The 18,372-nt window shown below is 68.9% G+C and carries 14 protein-coding genes; 10 read left to right on the forward strand and 4 right to left on the reverse strand.

Annotation, left to right across the window (positions count from 1 at the left end; translation table 11 throughout):
• Window positions 1-1,753 precede the first annotated feature (1,753 nt).
• The 3 genes from epmA to FMP39_RS16140 are packed head-to-tail and all read left to right on the forward strand — an operon-like array spanning window position 1,754 to window position 4,226.
• A complete protein-coding gene (gene epmA, locus FMP39_RS16130) occupies window positions 1,754-2,758 on the forward strand; it encodes an EF-P lysine aminoacylase EpmA (RefSeq protein WP_141591051.1) in 1,005 nt (334 codons plus the stop codon).
• Complete coding sequence (locus FMP39_RS16135; RefSeq protein WP_141591053.1) at window positions 2,755-3,492, forward strand: 1-acyl-sn-glycerol-3-phosphate acyltransferase; 738 nt, start codon at window positions 2,755-2,757, stop codon at window positions 3,490-3,492. Before epmA ends, FMP39_RS16135 begins: the two co-directional genes overlap by 4 nt.
• Window positions 3,489-4,226 carry an inorganic pyrophosphatase gene (locus FMP39_RS16140; RefSeq protein ID WP_141591055.1) on the forward strand — a complete coding sequence of 246 codons (738 nt, stop codon included), beginning with the start codon at window positions 3,489-3,491 and terminating at the stop codon, window positions 4,224-4,226. Before FMP39_RS16135 ends, FMP39_RS16140 begins: the two co-directional genes overlap by 4 nt.
• 6 nt (window positions 4,227-4,232) lie before the next feature.
• Here FMP39_RS16140 and FMP39_RS16145 read toward each other — a convergent pair whose 3' ends face one another.
• On the reverse strand, window positions 4,233-5,576 hold the full coding sequence (locus tag FMP39_RS16145; RefSeq protein ID WP_141591057.1) for an energy transducer TonB: 1,344 nt from the start codon (window positions 5,574-5,576) through the stop codon (window positions 4,233-4,235).
• Between the two features lie 111 nt (window positions 5,577-5,687).
• Here FMP39_RS16145 and FMP39_RS16150 point away from each other — a divergent pair, with 111 nt between their 5' ends.
• The 5 genes from FMP39_RS16150 (at window position 5,688) to FMP39_RS16170 (ending at window position 13,940) form a co-directional block, all read left to right on the forward strand.
• Window positions 5,688-7,133, forward strand: coding sequence for a nicotinate phosphoribosyltransferase (locus FMP39_RS16150; protein ID WP_141591059.1), 1,446 nt, complete (start codon window positions 5,688-5,690; stop codon window positions 7,131-7,133).
• Window positions 7,134-7,140: 7 nt separating this feature from the next.
• Window positions 7,141-8,112 carry a nicotinamidase gene (locus FMP39_RS16155; RefSeq protein WP_141591061.1) on the forward strand — a complete coding sequence of 324 codons (972 nt, stop codon included), beginning with the start codon at window positions 7,141-7,143 and terminating at the stop codon, window positions 8,110-8,112.
• A 105-nt stretch (window positions 8,113-8,217) separates the two neighbouring features.
• Window positions 8,218-10,719: a type VI secretion system tip protein VgrG gene (gene tssI, locus FMP39_RS16160; protein ID WP_141591063.1), complete on the forward strand. Its 2,502-nt coding sequence runs from the start codon at window positions 8,218-8,220 to the stop codon at window positions 10,717-10,719.
• A gap of 48 nt (window positions 10,720-10,767) precedes the next feature.
• Window positions 10,768-12,777 (forward strand): LysM domain-containing protein, encoded by a 2,010-nt coding sequence (locus tag FMP39_RS16165; RefSeq protein ID WP_141591065.1) that lies wholly within the window; start codon window positions 10,768-10,770, stop codon window positions 12,775-12,777.
• Between the two features lie 11 nt (window positions 12,778-12,788).
• Complete coding sequence (locus tag FMP39_RS16170; RefSeq protein WP_141591067.1) at window positions 12,789-13,940, forward strand: hypothetical protein; 1,152 nt, start codon at window positions 12,789-12,791, stop codon at window positions 13,938-13,940.
• Between the two features lie 94 nt (window positions 13,941-14,034).
• Here FMP39_RS16170 and FMP39_RS16175 read toward each other — a convergent pair whose 3' ends face one another.
• The 3 genes from FMP39_RS16175 to FMP39_RS16185 all read right to left on the reverse strand — a co-directional run bounded on the left by FMP39_RS16175 (window position 14,035) and on the right by FMP39_RS16185 (window position 17,174).
• Window positions 14,035-15,150, reverse strand: coding sequence for a glycerate kinase (locus FMP39_RS16175; protein ID WP_141591069.1), 1,116 nt, complete (start codon window positions 15,148-15,150; stop codon window positions 14,035-14,037).
• A 214-nt stretch (window positions 15,151-15,364) separates the two neighbouring features.
• Window positions 15,365-15,853 carry a YkgJ family cysteine cluster protein gene (locus tag FMP39_RS16180; protein WP_141591071.1) on the reverse strand — a complete coding sequence of 163 codons (489 nt, stop codon included), beginning with the start codon at window positions 15,851-15,853 and terminating at the stop codon, window positions 15,365-15,367.
• A gap of 10 nt (window positions 15,854-15,863) precedes the next feature.
• Window positions 15,864-17,174: a class I SAM-dependent rRNA methyltransferase gene (locus tag FMP39_RS16185; protein ID WP_174257099.1), complete on the reverse strand. Its 1,311-nt coding sequence runs from the start codon at window positions 17,172-17,174 to the stop codon at window positions 15,864-15,866.
• Window positions 17,175-17,203: 29 nt separating this feature from the next.
• Between FMP39_RS16185 and FMP39_RS16190 the strand changes: the two genes are divergently transcribed.
• The gene (locus tag FMP39_RS16190; RefSeq protein WP_141591073.1) at window positions 17,204-17,734 is read left to right on the forward strand and encodes a hypothetical protein; all 531 of its coding nucleotides are present in this window, start codon (window positions 17,204-17,206) and stop codon (window positions 17,732-17,734) included.
• Between the two features lie 51 nt (window positions 17,735-17,785).
• Window positions 17,786-18,364, forward strand: a complete 579-nt coding sequence (locus FMP39_RS16195) for an FxsA family protein (protein WP_141591075.1) — start codon at window positions 17,786-17,788, stop codon at window positions 18,362-18,364.
• Window positions 18,365-18,372 lie beyond the last annotated feature (8 nt).

The following is an 18,372-nucleotide window of genomic DNA, read 5'->3' on the forward strand; positions in this document are numbered from 1 at the left end:
ACGCGTAAGATCGTCGGCAGCGTCAGAGGTGTATAAGAGACAGGGGCTGGGTGAAGTCCTCCAGCCCCGGCGCGGCGGGGAGGATGGCGTCCTCCACGCCTTCGAGGTTGAGCTTCATGGGCACCTGGAGCGTGGTGCCCAGCCGCAACAGCAGCACGTCCGGCTCGATGCCCTTCTCACCAATCGCCTGGGCCACCTCGCGCGCGGACATCGCGTTGCCCTTGGCCCACAGCGTCTTGAGGAACTCGCCCGCCTTCGACGTGCGCCACCACGCGGGGCCGAAGCGCGCCTTGAGCTGCGCCTGGAGCTGACCCGCCAGGAACCAGGCGCGGAAGCTGTCCGCGGATTGGAAGAAGTCCTCCTGGTCCACGAGGTAGCGCTCGGTGTCCTCGTCCGTCATCGGGATGTCGTCGGTGCGCGACATGATTTCGCGGTACAGCGCCTTCGGGTCGGCCTCGACGCGGCGGTGCAGCTCCAACTGGTAGAGCAGCCGGCCCGCGGCATGGCGGATGAGGAACAGCTTGTGCGCGCTGGACGCGGCCAGGTACTGCGCGCGCTGCTCGCCGCTGACGCCCGCGTGCTCCTCCAGCCACACCGGGTCTTCGGCCAGGTCCTCGAAGAGGGCGGAGTAGGCCTCGCCCACGGTGGGGTTGCCCAGGCGCGCCAGTTCGAAGCGTGTCTCCGTGGTGAAGGCCGCGTGCAGCGCGTGGCCGAACTCGTGGAGCACGCGTGCCTGGTGCAGCACGCCCGTGCCCGGCTTGAAGGAGATGCGCACGTCGGAGGGCACGCGCACCGCCAGTGCCAGGGGGCGTGAGCTCTTGGCCTTCACGTCCCGCGCGTCGATGGTGACGTGGGGCAGCTCACCCAGGTCCAGGCCCATGCCCGCCAGCGTCCCGTGGGCCTTGAGCAGGGACTCGCCCTTGGGGAAGGCGTCCTCCACCTCGCGCGAGCGGAACAGGCGGGGGATGTCCGCGCGGGTGATGTCCTTGAACGCCATGCCCAGCTCGCGCTGGCTCAGCCGCTCCATCACCACGCGGTAGGGGGCCTGCGTGGCCTGGAGGATTTCCTCCGCCAGCACGCTCAGCCGTCCCAGGTCCGACTGCCGCAGCTCGCTGCCAAAGGCCTCGTAGGAGGCGAAGCCCAGCTCCCGCACCAGCTCGTCCGCACGCTCCTCGCGGCGGCGCAGCGTCTGGTTGAGGCGTTCAATCGCGGGCGTGGCCGCGGCGTACAGGGCCCGGCGCCGCGCCGCCGTGCGCTCGTTGGCGAGCAGCCGCTCCAGGTCCCGGTAGCGCACGTCCTTCCCGTCCACGGGGAAGGTGAGGGACGCTTCCAGATTGGCGGCCGCGTCGTTGAACTCGGCCAGGGCGTGGGACAGGTACTCGCCGGCGAAGTGCGAGTGCAGCGCGGTGAGGGCGCGCACCTCGCGGGCGTCATCCGTGAGCTGGCGCAGCCGGTCGATTCTGCGGATGTTCTCGATGGTGAAGAGCGCTTCCTGGCCGGCGTAGGTGGCGGCGACGTCCACGTGGCGGCCCTCCGTCCAGAAGTCCCACACCAGGCGGCTCTGGGCTTCGAGGAGGGTTTCAGCCTTCGAGGACATGGCGCTGACGTCCGCCTCGAGCTGCTGCTTCTCGGAAAGGACCTGCCGGCCATCGGCGGGCGGGCCCTTGGGGCAGGCGGTGAGGCAGCAGGCGAAGGCCAGCAGCAGGGGAATCCTTGGGTGCATGTGGCTCCTCATGTTACTTGCGCGCTGCCCATGCCCAATCTTTCTCAATGGCGGGCCGCCCGGGGCCGCCAGTCCCTCTACTCCGCCCTGCGACGTTTCTTCGCCGCCCACGGCTACCTGGAGGTGGAGACGCCGCTGCTCGTCCCCGCTCCGGGGATGGAGCCGCACATCAACGCGTTCGAGGCCGGCTTCATCCCGGAGACCGATGTGGGCTCCGCGCGGACGCTCTACCTGCACTCCAGCCCCGAGTACGCCATGAAGCGGCTGCTCGCGGATGGGGCCGGGCCGTTGTTCCAGCTGTGCAAGGTGTTCCGGAATGGGGAGGTGTCCCCGACCCACAATCCGGAATTCACGATGCTGGAGTTCTACCGGCCTCACGCGGACTACCACGCCATCATGGATGACCTGGAAGGGGCGCTGGCGGAGGCCGGCCGCGGCGCGACGGAAGGGGAGCCCGGGGCGGACCCGCTCTTCTTCACCCGCACTCCCTACGAGCGGTTGACGGTGCGTGACGCAGTGCTGCGCGCCACCGGCGTGGACATCCGCCAGCATTCGGACGGCCCGTCATTGAAGCGGGCGGCGGAGGCGGCCGGGGTGCGCACCGGGAACGCGGAGTCGTTCGATGACGTCTTCTTCCACCTCTTCCTCCAGAAGGTGGAGACCGGCTTGGGCCACGAGCGGCCCACCTTCCTCATGGAGTACCCGGCGTCCATGGCGGCGCTGTCCCGGCTGAAGCCCGGTGACGCGGCGGTGGCGGAGCGGGTGGAGTTGTACGCCAAGGGTCTGGAGCTGGCGAACGGGTTTTCCGAGCTGACGGACCCCGTGGAACAGCGGGCACGATTGACAGAAGAACAGGAGCTCAGGCGCCAACTGGGCCGGGCCGTGTATCCTCTGGACGAGCGGTTCCTTGACGCGGTAGGGCGAATGCCGCCTTCGGCGGGCATCGCCGTCGGGCTCGATAGAATCCTGATGCTGCTGCTCGGGGTCCAGCGCATCTCGGACGTGCTCCTTTTCCCCGCCCACGAGTTCGTTTGATTCGCAAGCTCCTGCAGACGGCCTTTGCTGGAACGGCGGCGGTGGGCATCACCGGTGTGCTGTCTCCCGTGGTGTCGGCGCTGTCGCTGCGCGACGCCAAGGACGCGGACGGCGTGCTGGTGCTGTGGGCGCGCTCGCTGCTGGCATCCGCGGGGGTGCGGCACGAGGCGGTGGGCGTCGAGAACGTCCCCTCCGACACCCACGTCGTCTTCGTGAGCAACCACCAGTCTCACTACGACGCGCTGGTGAACTTCGCCCACATCCGCAAGCACACGCGCTACGTGGCGAAGGCGGAGCTGTTCCGCATCCCCCTCTTCGGGCCCGCGCTCCGGCGCGCGGGCAACATCCCGGTGGAGCGCACCGGTGGTGCGGGAGACAGGGCCCGCCTGTCGGAAGCCGTCACGGCGCTGCGGGAACGGGTGAGCGTGCTCTTCTTCGCGGAAGGCACGCGCAGCACGGATGGGCGGCTGCGGCCGTTCAAGAAGGGAGCCGCGACGCTGGCCATCCAGGCGGGCGTTCCGGTGGTGCCCCTGGCCGTGTCAGGGACGCGCCTCATTCTTCCCAAGGGGGGCCGGGCCGTGCGGTGGGGACAGCGCGTGGCGCTGGTGGTGGGCAAGCCCATCCCCACCCAGGGACTGACGATGCAGGACCGCGACGCGCTCACGCGCCAGTTGGAAGACGCGGTCGCAGAACTCTATGCCGAGGCCTGCAAGCGCTCGGGAGACACGCCATGAAGAAGCCAATCCAGACCACATCCCAGGCGCACCCGTGGCACGGCATCACCCCGGGTGAGGACGCCCCCGAAATCGTCACCGCGTACATCGAAATCGTCCCCACGGACGCGGTGAAGTACGAGCTGGACAAGGAGTCCGGCATCCTCAAGCTGGACCGTCCGCAGCGCTTCAGCAGCCAGTGCCCCACGCTCTACGGCTTCATTCCGCAGACGTACTGCGACGAACTGGTGGCGAAGCGCTGTGCCGAGCGCACGGGCCTGAAGGACATCAAGGGCGACGGCGACCCCATCGACATCTGCGTGCTGACGGAGAAGGTCATCTCCAGCGGCAACCTGCTGGTGCGCGCGATTCCCATTGGCGGCTTCCGCATGGTCGACGGCGACGAGGCCGACGACAAAATCATCGCGGTGCTGGAGTCCGACCTGGTGTACGGCGAGCTGCAGCACCTCGCGCAGCTTCCGCGCGCGCTGCTCGACCGCCTCAAGCACTACTTCCTCACCTACAAGCAGATTCCCGGTGAGGGGAAGCGCAGCGTGGAGATCGCCGAGGTCTACGACCAGCCGGAGGCGCTCGAGGTCATCAAGCGCAGCATGAAGGACTACGAGCGCATCTACGGCCCGCAGGTCACCACGAAGGCGCGCGCTGTCCGTACGCGCGGCGCGGCGGTGGAGGCGAAGATCGCCAAGCCCTCGAAGGCCAAGACGAAGGCGGCGCGCAAGTCGCGCGCGTCCTGAGCCGGCTCAGCGGACTTCGACCAGCCGCACGCGCTTGTAGATGCGGCGGTCCAGCGGCAGGCGGGTGTCGATGAAGCCGAGCGCTTCATCGAACTCGAAGCTGAAGGTGGGGATGGGCGGGCTGATGGAGATGAGCAGCTCGAACTCCCAGACACTGGTGAGCCGCGAGCGGCCGCCCACGGCCTCGTCCGGCGGCGGGGGCAGCTTCTCCGCCATGGCGCGCACGTCCTTGAGGGCCTCCTTGTCGACCTCGGGCTGGTGGCTGGGCTCCAGAAGGTGCACGTCCACGAGCTGGCCCTTCGCGTCCTGGACGACGCGGATGAGGGCACGGCGCGTGGTGCGGAACTCCTGACGCATCTGCTGGCGCATCTCGCGGCGGGCATTGAGCGTGGGGTCTCCGGCGGTGCTGAGCGGCCTGCGCCGGTCCTCGCCCGGGCCATTCTTCGTGGCGAACGAGCCCGACGCGCCGTAGTCCGCCGCGCGCTCCACCCAGATGCGCGAGTACGCACGGCCGCGCTCCATGCCCATGTCGAAGTAGCCCTGGAGGCCGTGCTCCTTCACGGAGCGGTCGGCGTCCCACGCCTTCATCAACGCCTTGCCGAGCTGGCCGTAATACGGGTGCACCAGCCCGCGTTCCACCCGGCCTCGGCCCACGCTTTCGGATACCAGCTCTTCCACCAGGCGCTGGGCTGAAGGCGGTGCATGCGGGTCCACGCCGCCGTCGAGCTCCGCCGCCACATCGCGATGCGTTCCTGAAAGCGCGGTGACCTGACGGGCCGCGAGTAACAGCCGCGAGCCCGAGACGGCGTTGGCGCCGGGCTCCGCGCGGGGCATGTCCGTGGGGGGCGTCCCCGCCAGGGGCGCGTCCGCGAAGCGGGGCAGCGCCGGAGTCGAGTCCAGGGCCTCCACGTGACGTTCAGGCCGCGCGTCCGCTTGGGGGACTTGCGTGTCGTGGGCGGGCTGGGAACTCATGTGGGCGGGTTCCGTGTGGCGCTCGGACCGGGACTTCGTTTGGGCGGGCGCGGTGTCGCGCTCCGGCGCCGCCTGCCCCGACGGAGCCCGGTGCTTCGCGGCCGTGCGGGGCGCAGGGGGCGCATGGGCGCCGTCCGAACGCTTTGGCGGCACCGGCTGGGCGGCGTCGGCGACCGGGCCCTCGTCCGGCATCAGCGTGTCCTGCGATACACGGGCCTCCGCGACCTCCACATCGACCCATTCCAGGGCAGGCGGCGAGGACGCCGGAGGGGGCCTCGGGACCGGCTCCTCGCGCTCCAGGGTCAGCCACAAGAGCCCATGCACGCCCATGCTGGCGGCGAGCGCTGGCAGCAGGCGTCTGGTGGGCTCCCGAGGCATGCGCCTCCATCTAACCCCGCTTTCACGTCATGCCCTGGGAATCCGCGACGGGAGGATAGGAAATGCAACCCTGACGCGTTTACTCTTCGCGGCATCGGAGGAAGGACCAAGATGTCGACCTCGCTGCTCGCGACGGATGGCTACAAGTTCAGCATGGCGGAGGCCGGCTGGCCGCTTCGTCGGGAAACGTTCTACTACTCGCACCGGCGGGGTGGTCTCCAGGTGATGCCGCTCGATGTGGCGGCTTTCGTCAAGTCGCTCATCCCTGAGCCCAAGGCGGAGGACTACGACTACCTCAGCCGGTACGACTATGAGATGGGCGTGGGGTTCAAGGCGGCCATCCTCCGCCGTGAGAAACTCAGCATTCGCGCCATCCCCAAGGGTGCGCTCTTCTATCCGCGCGAGCCCATCCTCACGCTGACTGGGCCGTCCGCCCTGGTGTCCTGGGTGGAGCCGCTGCTGCTCCAGCTCAACTTCCGCATCCAGGTCGCCACCCTGGCGCTGTCGGACCGGGACGCGCTGGCCCGCGCGCTGGCCACCGTGACGTGCGACGAGCAGAAGGCCATCGCGCTGGAGACGCTCGACTCGGTGGGCGTGAAGGCGGTGCCCATCACCGTGGACACGGAGGGCTACGCCAGGCGCGTCTTCGCCACCGTCAAGGAGCTGGTGGACATCGTCGAGGACCCGTCCCGCATCTTCGAGGTGGGCCTGCGCGCGGCCACCTGTCTGGAGCAGCACGAGGTGGCGCTGCGAAGCTGCAAGGAGGCGGGCGTCACGCGCACCTCCAACGTGGACGGGGCGGCGAAGCTGGGAATGGTCCCCGTGGGCACCATGGGGCACGAGCACATCCAGCGCTATGGCTCGGATGAGGCCGCGTTCCGGGCCATGCGCGAGCGCCGGCCGCAGCGCTCCAGCTACCTGCTGGACACCTTCGACACGCTCACGTCCGGAATCCCCGCGGCCTTCCAGCTCATCCAGGAGGAGCCCGGCAACAACGACTCCATCCGCTTCGACTCCGGCAACAAGAAGCTCCAGTACCTCTACGCGGTGACGCGGGCGCGGGACCTGGGGATTCGGCCCGTCAACATCCTGGAGGATGGACTGGACGCGGAGGCCACGCGGGAGTTCGAGGAGCTGCGGCGGCAGGTGGGCTGGGAGCCGTCGGCCCAGTTCTACGGCTACGGCGGCCACATCATCGCGCGGACCATGGACTGCCCGCTCACCCGGGACAAGGTGGCCGCCATCTACAAGCTGTCTCGCACGGGCAACACGCCGGTGATGAAGTTCGGCAACGAGCTGGCCGAGGGCAAGAAGAGCATCCCCGGCGAGCCCGTCCTCTTCCGCCGCCGCCATGGCTCGGGGCCCATCGGACTGGTCGGCCAGGTGGGCGAGCCCGTCCCGGACGGCTACTTCCCGCTCATGGAGAGCGCGCAGGAAACCCCATCGCTGGTGGGCGCGGAGGAGACGGCGGCCGAGGCGCGTGTCGCCTACACCGCCGCGACGCAGGCGCTGGTGGATGCGCTGCACCGCCGTCACTTCCCCCAGCAGCACCGCTGAGGCCGACATGCCCTTGCCCATTCCCCGCTTTCACGAGGACGCCCGCGTCAGCCAGCTCTACCTGGAGCGTGGCGCGGAGGTGACCGAGGAGGCCCTCCGCTACGTGGCGGAGCACCGCATCCGCCCCTCGCGTGAGGACGCGACGCGCATCGCCGCGTTCGGCATCGACGTGCAGGTGGCCTTCTGCACGCCGGGCGCCAGCCTCTTCGTGCCCGGCGCGGTGGAGGACACCCAGCGCGCGCTGCGCTGGCTCTACGCGAACCTGGACCGGGTGACGGAGCTGGTGTTCTCGCTGGACACCCATCGCGCGTACCACGTGTTCCATCCGTCCTGGTGGCGGGACGCGGAAGGCCGGCCGCCGCCGCCCTTGACGGCCATCACCGCGGCGGATGTTCGCTCCGGCCGCTGGCGGGCCACGCGCTTCCACGAGGAGAGTCTGGCCTACTGCGAGCAACTGGAGTCCAGCGGCCGGTATGTGCTCACCGTCTGGCCCTTCCACGCGATGCTGGGCGGCCTGAGTCACGCGCTGGTTCCGTCCGTCTTCGAGGCGAGCCTCTTCCACGCCCTGGTGCGCGACGTACCCACGCACTTCGAGCTGAAGGGGGAGCACCCGCTCACGGAGAACTATTCCGTGCTCTCACCCGAGGTGACGGAGCTGAAGGGGCAGCGGGTCGGGGCCTTCAACACGCGCCTCTTCGAGCACCTGATGTCCTTTGACCGCGTCTATGTGTTCGGCCAGGCCAGCTCCCACTGCGTGCTGAACACGCTGCTGGACCTGCGGCGTCACATCGAGCAGACGGACCCGTCGAAGATGGGCCGCATCCACATCCTGGAGGACGCCATGAGTCCGGTGCCGGCGCCTCCCCTGGCGCCGCTGCCCGCCTCGTTGGACTTCCCCCGGTTGGCGAAGGAGGCCCTCCGGGACTTCCAGGCGGCGGGAATGCGGGTGGTCCGGACCTCGGACCCGCTGGAAGGGTAGCCGGGCGGCATTCCGGGCGCGTGCGCCCACGTACCCAGCGTGTGGTAGAATCTCCCGTTCGTTCCCGGCGAGGCTGGGGACCTCCGCGTCGGTGAAGGGGGAGTCATGGCCGCTCAATTCAATCCGCCTGCGTTCACGGTGCAGGTCGGCTCACACGGCGCGGATGCGCTGAGTGTTTCGAGCATTTCCGGCACCGAGGCGTTGAGCCACCTGTTCGACTTCCGGGTGGACTTCTTCGCCAAGGATGGCAACCCCATCGCCACCCGTGAGCTGCTGGAGCAGGACGCGTTGCTCACCCTCTCCATCCGCGACAGCGCGCCCCGCTACGTGCACGGCTGGGTCCGCGAGGTGGAATCGCTGGGCATGAAGACGGGCCGCCGCCGCTACCGGGCGCACGTGGTGCCCCGGTTGTGGCGGCTCACCCAGCACCACCGCAGCCGCATCTTCCAGCAGAAGTCCGTGCCGGACATCCTCAAGGACGTCCTGGACGCGGCGGGCGTGAAGATGCGGCTGGCCCTGTCCGGCAGCTACGCCCCCCGCGAGTACTGCGTGCAGTACCGGGAGAGCGACTTCGCCTTCCTCAGCCGCATCATGGAGTGGGAGGGCATCTTCTACTTCTTCGAGCACACCGAGGACGGGCACACCCTGGTGCTGGGGGACAAGCCCAGCGCGCACGCGCCCCTGCCGCAGGGCCAGCAGCTCCCGCTGCGTCCCAGCCTGGGCAAGGAGGTCGTGGAGGGGGAGTACCTCTCCGCGCTGGAGGTGGTGCACCGGCTGCGCCCCGGCGCCGTGCACCTGAAGGACTTCGACTTCGAGAAGCCCGGCCTGGACATCTCCGGTAAGGCGCAGGCGCCCGAAGGTGTCACGGAGCTGGAGCTCTACGACTATCCGGCGGGCTACGTGGCGCCGGGCGTGGGCAAGGCGGCGACGAACGTGCGCACGGAAGCAGCCAGCATGGGCGGGCGCACGCTGATGGGGCAGGGCGTGGCGCCGCGCCTGACGCCCGGGTACCTGCTGGAGGTGCAGTCCCCGGAGGATGGCACCTTCGCGGGCGAGTACCTGGTGACGGAGGTGGTGCATTCGGGCACGCAGCCGGACGTCAGCGCGGGCAGCGAGGCGATTCAGGGCCTGTACCGCAACCAGTACCAGCTGCTCCCCAAGGCCGTGCCCTTCCGGCCTCGGCGCCTGACGCCCCTGCCGCAGCTGGCGGGCCCGCAGACGGCCACGGTGGTGGGCCCCGCGGGCGAGGAGATTCACACCGACGAGCACGGGCGCATCAAGGTGCAGTTCCACTGGGACCGCGAGGGCAAGCGCGACGAGAGGTCTTCGTGCTGGGTGCGCGTGGGACAGCCGTGGGGCGGCCCGGCCTGGGGTGACGTGTGGCTGCCGCGCATCGGCCAGGAGGTGGTGGTGCGCTTCCTGGAAGGCGACCCGGACCGGCCGCTGGTGGCGGGCGCCGTCTACAACGGCACCAACACGGTGCCGTATGGCCTGCCGGGGGAGAAGACGAAGTCCACGCGCAAGAGCGCCTCCAGCCTGGGCAGCGACGGCTTCAACGAGATCCGCATCGAGGACGCGGCGGGCCAGGAGGAGGTCTTCACCCACGCGCAGAAGGACGAGGACCTGCTCACGGAGAACGACAAGGACCAGCAGGTGACGGGCTTCGAGGACCTGCTGGTGAAGAAGGACCGCAAGCGCACGGTGGAGGGCAACCAGGAGCTGCGCGTGGGCATGGACGACGTGGGCGTCGTCGAGCAGAACCAGACGTTGCTGGTGCAGGGCAACCGCTCCACCCGGACCACGCTGTCCCACGACGAGGCAGTGGAGGGCAACCAGACGATGACGGTGGGCGGGAACCTCACCGCGCTGGTGCTCCAGGGCGCCATGGAGAACGTGGGGGCCGCGAAGGCCACCACCATTGGCGGCGTCTACAGCGTCAACGTGGCGCTGGCCTACAACGAGGCCACCGGCGGCGCGCGTGGCCTCCAGGTCGCCGCCGCGCACACCGAGCACGTGCTGGGTTCGCGGCAGGAGACGGTCGGCAAGGACAAGACGGTGGACGTCGGCATGGACTGGGACTTGCGCACCAAGGGCCAGCTCACGCTGACCATCGGCAAGGACTGGGAAGAGGACATCGGGAAGACCACCGGCCTCTACATCACCGAGGCCATGGCGGGCCTGGCCAAGAAGTTCGAGCTGAAGGCAGACACGTTCTCGCTGCTCGTCGGTGACAACCTCATCCTGAAGATGGAGAAGTCCGGCAAGGTGACCTTCGCCCTCAAGACGCTCACCGTCGACGGCAAGGAAGTGAAGATCAAGGGCGGCAAGGTGAAGATGGAGGCGGCTGGTTCGCTCAAGAGCGACTCGCGCAAGGCGAAGGAGCTGGAGCACTTCAAGGAGCCAGACCCCGTCAACGTCGAGTTCAACCTCAAGGGCATGGACGGCAAGCCCATCAAGGACCAGCCCTTCGAGCTGCACATGCCCGACGGCACCATCAAGAAGGGCCGCGTGGACGGGAGCGGGAAGGGCGTGGTGGAGAAGGTGCCGCCCGGCGACTACCGCGTCGTCTTCCCGGAGATGTCAGGCCGCATCAACAAGGGTTCCTGAGCCGTACCCGCCCGCGCGGGCACACGCGCCATTTCGGATAGGCCAGCGATGGAAACGTACGTCGTCAAGGACGGGGATTCCCCCGACTCAATCGCGCAGAAGTACGGGTTCAAGGAATGGAAGCTCATCTACGAGCATCCGGACAACGGGGGCCTGCGCGCCACTCGCGGCGCCAATGAAGTGAAGGCGGATGACCGGGTCATCATCCCGGACCTGCCAGAGAACCAGGTGTCCGCCGGAGGGCCGCAGAACCTCATCGCCACGCCGGGAACGCCGCTCACCTTGCCGCCCGTCCACTTCGACGCGCACATGCACATCATGAGCGGCAACTGCACGCCCATGCCCGCGCTGGTGCAGATGATGAAGGACAAGGGGCTGGGCTTCCTCGTGGGCACGGGCACCAGCCGCACGAAGATCAACCGCCTGGGCTTCTGGGCGGCGAAAATCCCGTTCGCGCCCGACATCGGTGATGTGTCCCACCGCGACACGCACCGCATTGGCGAAGAGGCCGTGCGCTCCAATGACAGCCTTGCCCAGGACCGGACGGGATACACCTCGGATGGAATGGGCAACGTGGAGGAGTACACCATCCCCGCGCCCCTGCGAGCCTATGTGTCCACGCAGGGCCACGCGGAGGCCAGTGCTTCCTACCTGGGCATGTCCATCGTCCTCACCATGGACATGGATTACTGCCACCTGGCTGGCTACCAGGGGGACCCTATCTACAGCTCGGATTTCGATGGGGCCGAGCCCCGCTTCACCTACCGCTGGCGCACGAAGTCCGACGACCCTGGCGAGCTGATTGAAGCGAAGCCCGATGAGATACGGCTTCACGAGACGTGGGACCGGCAGCTCCGACACACCGAGCAGGTGGTCGCGGAGAATCCCTTCCGGCTGCTGCCCATGTTTCACTTCGAACCGCGCCGCTTCATCAAGAACGAGGACAAGTCGTTCCCCTTCGAGAAGGTGGTGACGGCCTCCAAGGCGGCTCCCTACATCGGCTTCAAGATGTACACGCCCCAGGGCTACATGCCCAAGGAGCGCCATGCGCCGGTGAAGGACATCCTGAGCTGGTTCTTCTCCGAGTGCGCGTCGAACGACATCCCGCTGATGACCCACTGCACGCCGTCCGGCTTCTACACGCACGAGCGACGCTTCTACCTGGACCACGAGCCGGACGAGGCCATCCGCAACGACCCGAAGTACTGGCCTTCGAAGGACGCCATCGCCAAGGCCGACGCGGACATCACCAAGGCGCGCGACTACGTGACGGAGCTGGAGGCGAGCTGGAAGAGCCACATCCCGCTCGTGCTCCGCCGCGCGCGCAATGGCGTGGAGGACGCCATCGAGGCCAAGGAGAAGCTGCTGAACCCGGGCCGGATGCGTTACTTCTATGAGAACTACGTGCACCCGGAAGCGTGGCGCCCGGTGCTCAATGACAACCCGAAGCTGCGCCTGTGCCTGGCGCACTTCGCCAGCGACGGCACCTTCTGGGACTTCCGCAAGGGGTTGACCGTCAAGCAGGATGGCCAGAAGGTCCAGTACGACAAGAGCTGGATTGGCTCCATTGTCGAGCTGTGCAACGAGTTCCCCAACTTCTACACAGACATCTCCTATCTGGACCTGATGGAGAAGCAGAAGTGGAAGCTGCTGGCTGAAATCCTCAAGTCCAGCCCGTGGATGTTGAAGAAGGTCATGTTCGGCACCGACTGGTACATGATTACCGCCGAGCCCGTGGCATACGCGGCCTGGTACAGCCGCACCATCCGCGGGCTGGAGTTCATCCAGAAGGAGCTACCGACGCAGGTGAACCTCTTCACCCAGTTCGCCATCGTCAATCCCATGCGCTACTACCGCATGATGGAGGTCGCCCCGAAGATGAAGGAGGGCCTCAAGAAGCTTCAAACGGACCTCAACGTGACGGGCGCCGCGGTGGACAAGCTCGAGGACAACTTCACGACGCTGATGCGGCTGCAGCACCCGCTGGAGCAGATTGACAAGGCGGGCGGCCTGGCCAGCGGTCCCATGTTGTTCACCGCGACCACGAAGGCGAAGTAGGAGCCCCGCCCATGGAGCCCAACAAGGACCCCTTCCTGCTGACGCCCGGGCTGCCCGCGGCCGCGGCGCCTGTGCGTCATCCCTCACCGTTCCCCTGGAATCAGGTGGCGCTCGTGTTTCCATCGCCGGCGCCGGATTCGGTGTCGGTGCTCACGCTGAATGACAAGCTCTGGCGGCTGGAGCTGTCCGGCTCCGAGGTGCGCCGCGTCGAGGTGGATGACGAGTACCTGGAGCAGGTCTCCGGAGGCGAGCTGCAAGGGATGCTGCCTCCGTCACCCACGCACCTGGCGTACCTCCAGACTCGCAGCCTGGTGATGTACGACCTCAAGTGGCAACTGGCCAAGACGTGGTTCATGGTCGAGCGACTGGAGGAGGTCGCCATCCGCGGCGCGTGGATTTCTCACGCCCCGCTGGTGGTGGCGGCGGAGCTGGAGGACACCACGAATTATGCCCGCACCTCCCGCATCTCCTTCCGGCTGCGCACCTGGCGGCTGGAGGGCGAAAAGCGCGCGAAGTTGGGCTCGCTGGAGCTGGGCTCCGTCGTCGGCGCGGTGAAGTGGGACGCGGGGGCGGGGCTGGTCGCGGTGCAGAAGCCCGGCGTGGCGCTGGAGCTCTACGGGCCTGACCTGGCCAAGCCCCAGCCGGAGCACCCGCTGGCGCTCGCGCTGCGCAAGCTGACGGTGGATGGCCTCACGTTGCAGTCGCTGCGTTTGCATCCCTCGTTGCCGGTGGCGCTCGTGGCCCTGGGCCGTGACGTGACGCCGAAGCGGGAGGAGGGGAAGGAGAAGCCCGAGGACCCTGGCATCTGGCGCGTGTCGTGGGAAGGCGCGCCCGCGGTGACGGCGCGGCTGGCGCGCTATGCCTCCGGGGAGTCGGTGACGCTGGGCTCGCTGTCGCCCGAGGGTGACTGGCTCTACTACCGCGTCCTGAACAGCGCGGGCCGCAACCCGCACCTCTACGTGCAGCAGGTGGGCGCGGCCTTCAAGCCGCCCCTGGTGCTGGGCGCTGTCCCGGAGAAGGGCGCGGCGCTGCTGTGGACGGGCGGGGTGCCGTCGCTCGTCATGTATGACGGGACGAAGGACGCGCTGGTTCACTGGAAGCTGGCGGGCGCGGCGGCACCGGCGAAACCTCCCGCGTCGCCGCCCAAGCCAGACGGGAAGTGAGGGTACGGCACAGCGTCCCTTGAGACGCTGCGCGGCGCTGCGCCAGCGACGCCTCTCTCGCGTCGCCAGGCCCGGCAGGATGTGAGGGCTCGGCTCAGCGTCCCTTGAGACGCTGGGTCGCCCAGCGCGCGGCGGCTTCGCACAGCACCTTCGAGGCCGCTTCGCCCGGCTGGGCGTGGGCGCTCAGCTCCACCACCTCGTGGAAGAGGTCCAGCGCCAGGCCTTCGTCCCGCTGCACCTGTCCGGCGAAGAGCACCACCGGCGTGCTGTGCTCGCGGGCCAGCCTCGCGATGCCGCCCGGGCCTTTGCCCAGCGCTGTCTGCCGGTCGAAGCGCCCCTCACCGGTCAGCACCACGTCCGCCATCAGCACGCGCCGCTCCAGGCCCAGCGCGCGTGACACCAACTCGTAGCCGGGCACCAGTCGCGCGCCAGCGAGGGCCAGCAGGCCAAAGCCGAAGCCTCCCGCCGCCCCCGCGCCGGGCCAGCCCGCGGACGTATCCCCCAGCACCGTTGCCGCGTGTGCCAACGCCGCCTCCAGTGCTTCCACGCCGGCCTCGTCCGCGCCCTTCTGTGGACCGAAGAGCCGCGCGGCTCCGTCCGGCCCCAACAGGGGCGAGGTGACGTCCGTGGCACCCAGCAGCTCCACGGCGCCCAGGCGAGGATGACGACCACTCGCGTCCACGCGGGCGAGCTGGGCCAGCGCCGCGCCTCCCGGGGGAAGAGGCTGTCCTCGCGCGTCCAGGAAGCGGAAGCCCAGGGCGCTGAGCGCCCCGGTGCCCGCGTCCGTGGTGGCGCTGCCACCCAGGCAGACGATGAGACGTTCGCAGCCCGACTCCAGCGCCGCGTGCATCAGCTCGCCGGTGCCATACGTGGATGCCTTCAACGCATCGCGAGCCTCGGGCGCCAGCAGCGACAGGCCGGACGCGGAGGCCATCTCCACCACCGCCGTGCGTCCGTCCTCCACCAGGGCCCAGTGTGCTTCCACGGGCGCGCCCAGCGGTCCACGCACCACCTGCTGACGACGCTCGCCGCGCAGGCCCGTCAGCAGCGCTTCCACCGTCCCAGGCCCGCCATCCGCGAGCGGCGCCACGTCCAACACCACTTCCGGCGAGGACTCACGGAGGCCGCGAGCCATGGCTTCAGCCGCTTCCACGGCGGACAGCGTTCCCTTGAATTCTTGCGGTGCGACGAGCCAGCGAGGAGAAATCACGGTGAAGGGCTTGGCGCTTTCTGAGGTGTCCAGGGAACTCCAGAAGGCCAGGGGACCTGTACCGCGTCCTCTACCTGCGAGAGCCCCCACCCCTGGCATACCACTCCCAACGTCATTCCCACTCCTGGGGTGATGCGTGTTTCATCACTTCTATGTATCAACCGGACGTTAGCGCCGCGAATTCCTATAAAGACTTGAATTGAAAAGTGGCAATTCAAGCATTTGTCGCCGCGTGCCAGGCCTCCGCATGCCAGTCCAGCAAAGGGCGCGGAGCCTTCAGTGAAGGGGCCACGCGCTGAGACACACGCTCCAGCCGCTCCAGCAGCGTGGCCACTGTCTCCGCGGGTTGGCGTGAGGGGCCTTGGATGCGCTGGCAGAAGAAGGTCCGACAGCCGAAGGGCCGGTCCGCGTACACCGAGCAGCGCAGGCCCGTGGCGTCCAGGTAGGGACAGCCGCCGTCCGCGCGAGGTGGCGGCAGCGGGCGCCCTCGGGACAGCAGCTCCCATTCAGGCTGCCACAGCCAGGGCTGGCGCTTCGTGATGGCCAACTGACAGCACTCGCCGCTGGCCGGGCAGGAGTAGGGGGCGTAGGCCGCGTCCGCCTGGCGGTAGACAGCGCGCACTTCCTTCAGCGCGCGCTCCCTTTCACGGGTGCCACCCAGGGGCGCGTCGTCCGCCTCGTCGTCCCAGTCCCGCGTCCGCATGGGCGAATCCTCAGAGCACCCGGAGCACGAAGCACTTCAGGTAGCGCGTCTCACGCAAGTTGAGCAGCACGGGGTGGTCCCGGCCGGCGCCGCGGCGCTCGATGATTTGCACGCGGCGGCGGGCATCCGCGGCGGCGGAGGCGAGCATGTCCTCGAAGGCCTGCTCGTCCACGTGGTACGTGCAACTGGCGGTGATGAGGATGCCGCCGGGCCGCAACAGCTGCAGGGCGCGGAGGTTGATTTCCTTGTACCCGCGCACCGCGGCGGGGATGGCGTCCTTGTTCTTCGCGAAGGACGGCGGGTCCAGGACGATGGTGTCGAAGCGTTTGCCCTCGTCTACCGCGTCGCGGAGGAAGTCGAAGGCGTTGGCCACCACCACGTCCAGGTTGTTCAGCTTGTTGGCCGCGGCGTTCTCCCGAAGCTGCGCCGATGCCGCTTCGGAGATTTCAATCGCCGTGACGTGCCTGGCCCGCGTGGCGAGCTGGAGCGCGAAGCCGCCGACGTAGGAGAAGCAGTCCAGCGCCTCGCCGTGGGCATAGTGCGCGGCCATGACGTGATTCTCGCGCTGGTCCAGGAAGGCGCCCGTCTTCTGGCCCTCCAGCAGGTCCGCGCGCATCTTCACCAGGCCCTCGTCGAAGGACACCGGGCCGGGATGTTCGCCGCGCAGCACGCCCTTCTCCGGGGTGAGGCCCTCCAGGTTGCGCACGCCCACGTCGGAGCGGTTGATGATGCCGCGCGGGTTGAACTGCGCCTGGAGCAGGTCGGCGATGAGCGCCTTGCGCTGCTCCATGGCGGGGACCAGGAACTGCACGCTGAGGAAGTCGCCGTAGCGGTCCACCACGAGCCCGGGCAGGCCGTCCGCCTCGCCATGCACCAGGCGGTACGTCTTCTCCCCCGGGAGCGCGAGCTGGCGCAGCCGGTCCGCGGCCAGGAGCCGCTCCCGGAAGAAATCCGCGTCCACCGCGACGTCGTCGAAGGAGAGCCAGCGCAGGGAAATCTTCGAGTGCTTCGAATAGAAGGCCTTGCCCAGGAACCATCCCCGGGTGTCCGTCACGCGCACCACCTCGCCGCCGGGCAGCCCGGGGTCTCCATTCAGGTCCGCGCGGTAGATCCACGGGTGGCCGCCCTGCCAGCGCTCCACGCCGCGGCGCAGCAGGGACACCTGGGGAAGGCCGTCCGGGCCCAGCTCGGGCGAGGTGCGGTCCGGGGCGGGCTTCTCAGGGCGGGTGTGGGGACGGCCCCGGCCCTGCTGCTGAGAGGAGGGGCCCGAGGGCCGGTTTCCGCTTCGGCGCGGGTAGGGGGGCTTGGAAGAGGTGGACATGGCGTTCGCGGCGTATACTCGCAACCCGCGTGAGATACGAGTTGCTCCTCCAGACGATGACGCCGGGCTCGCCTTATGAGGCGGCGCGGGTGGATGCCCTCCTTTCCGAGCGGGGTGTGGTCGCCCGGCCGGACGGCGTGCGCAGGTGGTCCTTCAAGAATGGCGACGTCGACGTCGGCGAGCTGCGTGAGGGCGGCCAGGTGGTGGCCACCGAGCTGCGCGTGCCGCTGTCGGACCGCCCCGACCTGATGCGCGAGGCCGTGGAGGCCGCGGCGGCCCTGGCCTCCGAGGCCGGTGTCCGGCTGGTGGACCCGCAGCTGGGCCGCTCGCTGACCGGCAATGACGACGCCGGCGTGATGGAGCAGTACGTCCGCACGGCGCGCTACGCGGGCGAGGTGGCCGGCGTGCCCGAGGCGATGGGCGCGGGCAGCTACGCGCTGGAGACGGAGGGCTCCCGCGGCTTCCAACTCTCCACGCGCATGGTCCTCATTGCCATTGGCATCTTCGTGGTCCTGTACCTGGTCGTGGACACCTTGGTGGGGCAGCTCGGCGGGCGCTGACGCGGCGGCGGAAGACGAGCACGACCCCTCTCGAAGCGTTACCTTGGGGGCGTGTTCCGCTACCTCCTCCTCGCCCTCATCGTGGTGCCCTTCCTCGAGCTCTACCTGCTCCTGGCCATTGGCCGGCAGATAGGACCCATGCCCACGCTTGCCTGGGTGCTGGTGTCCGGCCTGGTGGGCACCGCGCTCTCCCGGCGGGAGGGCAGGCGGGTGCTGCGCCACTGGCGTGAGTCCATGGCGCGCGGCCAGGTGCCCGAGGAAGGCATCCTCAGCGGCGTGCTGGTGCTGGCCGGCGGCGTGCTGCTCGTCATCCCCGGCATCCTCACCGACGTCGTGGGGCTGCTGCTCCTGCTTCCGCCCGTGCGGCGCCTCATCTCCGCGCGCGTGCGTCGCACCCTGGAGCGCAAGGTGCGTGAGGGCTCGATGCACGTCACCACCTTCGGTGGCGGGGCGTTTGGAGGCGGCTTCCACGCGTCCATGGGAAGCCCTTTTCCCGGAGGCCCCGTGCCGCGTTCTCCGCGGACCGGTGCCCTGGAGCCGGATGCCGGCGGCACCGTGGCCCGCCGGCCTCAGGGCCAGCAGCCGGAGGTAGATGCCGAGTTCACCGAGGAGGAGCCCCGGCGGAGCTGATGCGCCGC

Source organism: Myxococcus sp. AB056 (genome assembly GCF_006547365.1).
Lineage (GTDB): Bacteria > Myxococcota > Myxococcia > Myxococcales > Myxococcaceae > Myxococcus > Myxococcus virescens.

Coding starts and splice junctions, on each gene's coding strand:
- FMP39_RS16155 (WP_141591061.1), top strand. CDS start 7,141: ATGCCCTTGCCCATTCCCCGCTTTCACGAGGACGCCCGCGTCAGCCAG.
- FMP39_RS16150 (WP_141591059.1), top strand. CDS start 5,688: ATGTCGACCTCGCTGCTCGCGACGGATGGCTACAAGTTCAGCATGGCG.
- FMP39_RS16145 (WP_141591057.1), bottom strand. CDS start 5,576: ATGCCTCGGGAGCCCACCAGACGCCTGCTGCCAGCGCTCGCCGCCAGC.
- epmA (WP_141591051.1), top strand. CDS start 1,754: ATGCCCAATCTTTCTCAATGGCGGGCCGCCCGGGGCCGCCAGTCCCTC.
- FMP39_RS16140 (WP_141591055.1), top strand. CDS start 3,489: ATGAAGAAGCCAATCCAGACCACATCCCAGGCGCACCCGTGGCACGGC.
- FMP39_RS16170 (WP_141591067.1), top strand. CDS start 12,789: ATGGAGCCCAACAAGGACCCCTTCCTGCTGACGCCCGGGCTGCCCGCG.
- FMP39_RS16180 (WP_141591071.1), bottom strand. CDS start 15,853: ATGCGGACGCGGGACTGGGACGACGAGGCGGACGACGCGCCCCTGGGT.
- FMP39_RS16165 (WP_141591065.1), top strand. CDS start 10,768: ATGGAAACGTACGTCGTCAAGGACGGGGATTCCCCCGACTCAATCGCG.
- FMP39_RS16185 (WP_174257099.1), bottom strand. CDS start 17,174: ATGTCCACCTCTTCCAAGCCCCCCTACCCGCGCCGAAGCGGAAACCGG.
- tssI (WP_141591063.1), top strand. CDS start 8,218: ATGGCCGCTCAATTCAATCCGCCTGCGTTCACGGTGCAGGTCGGCTCA.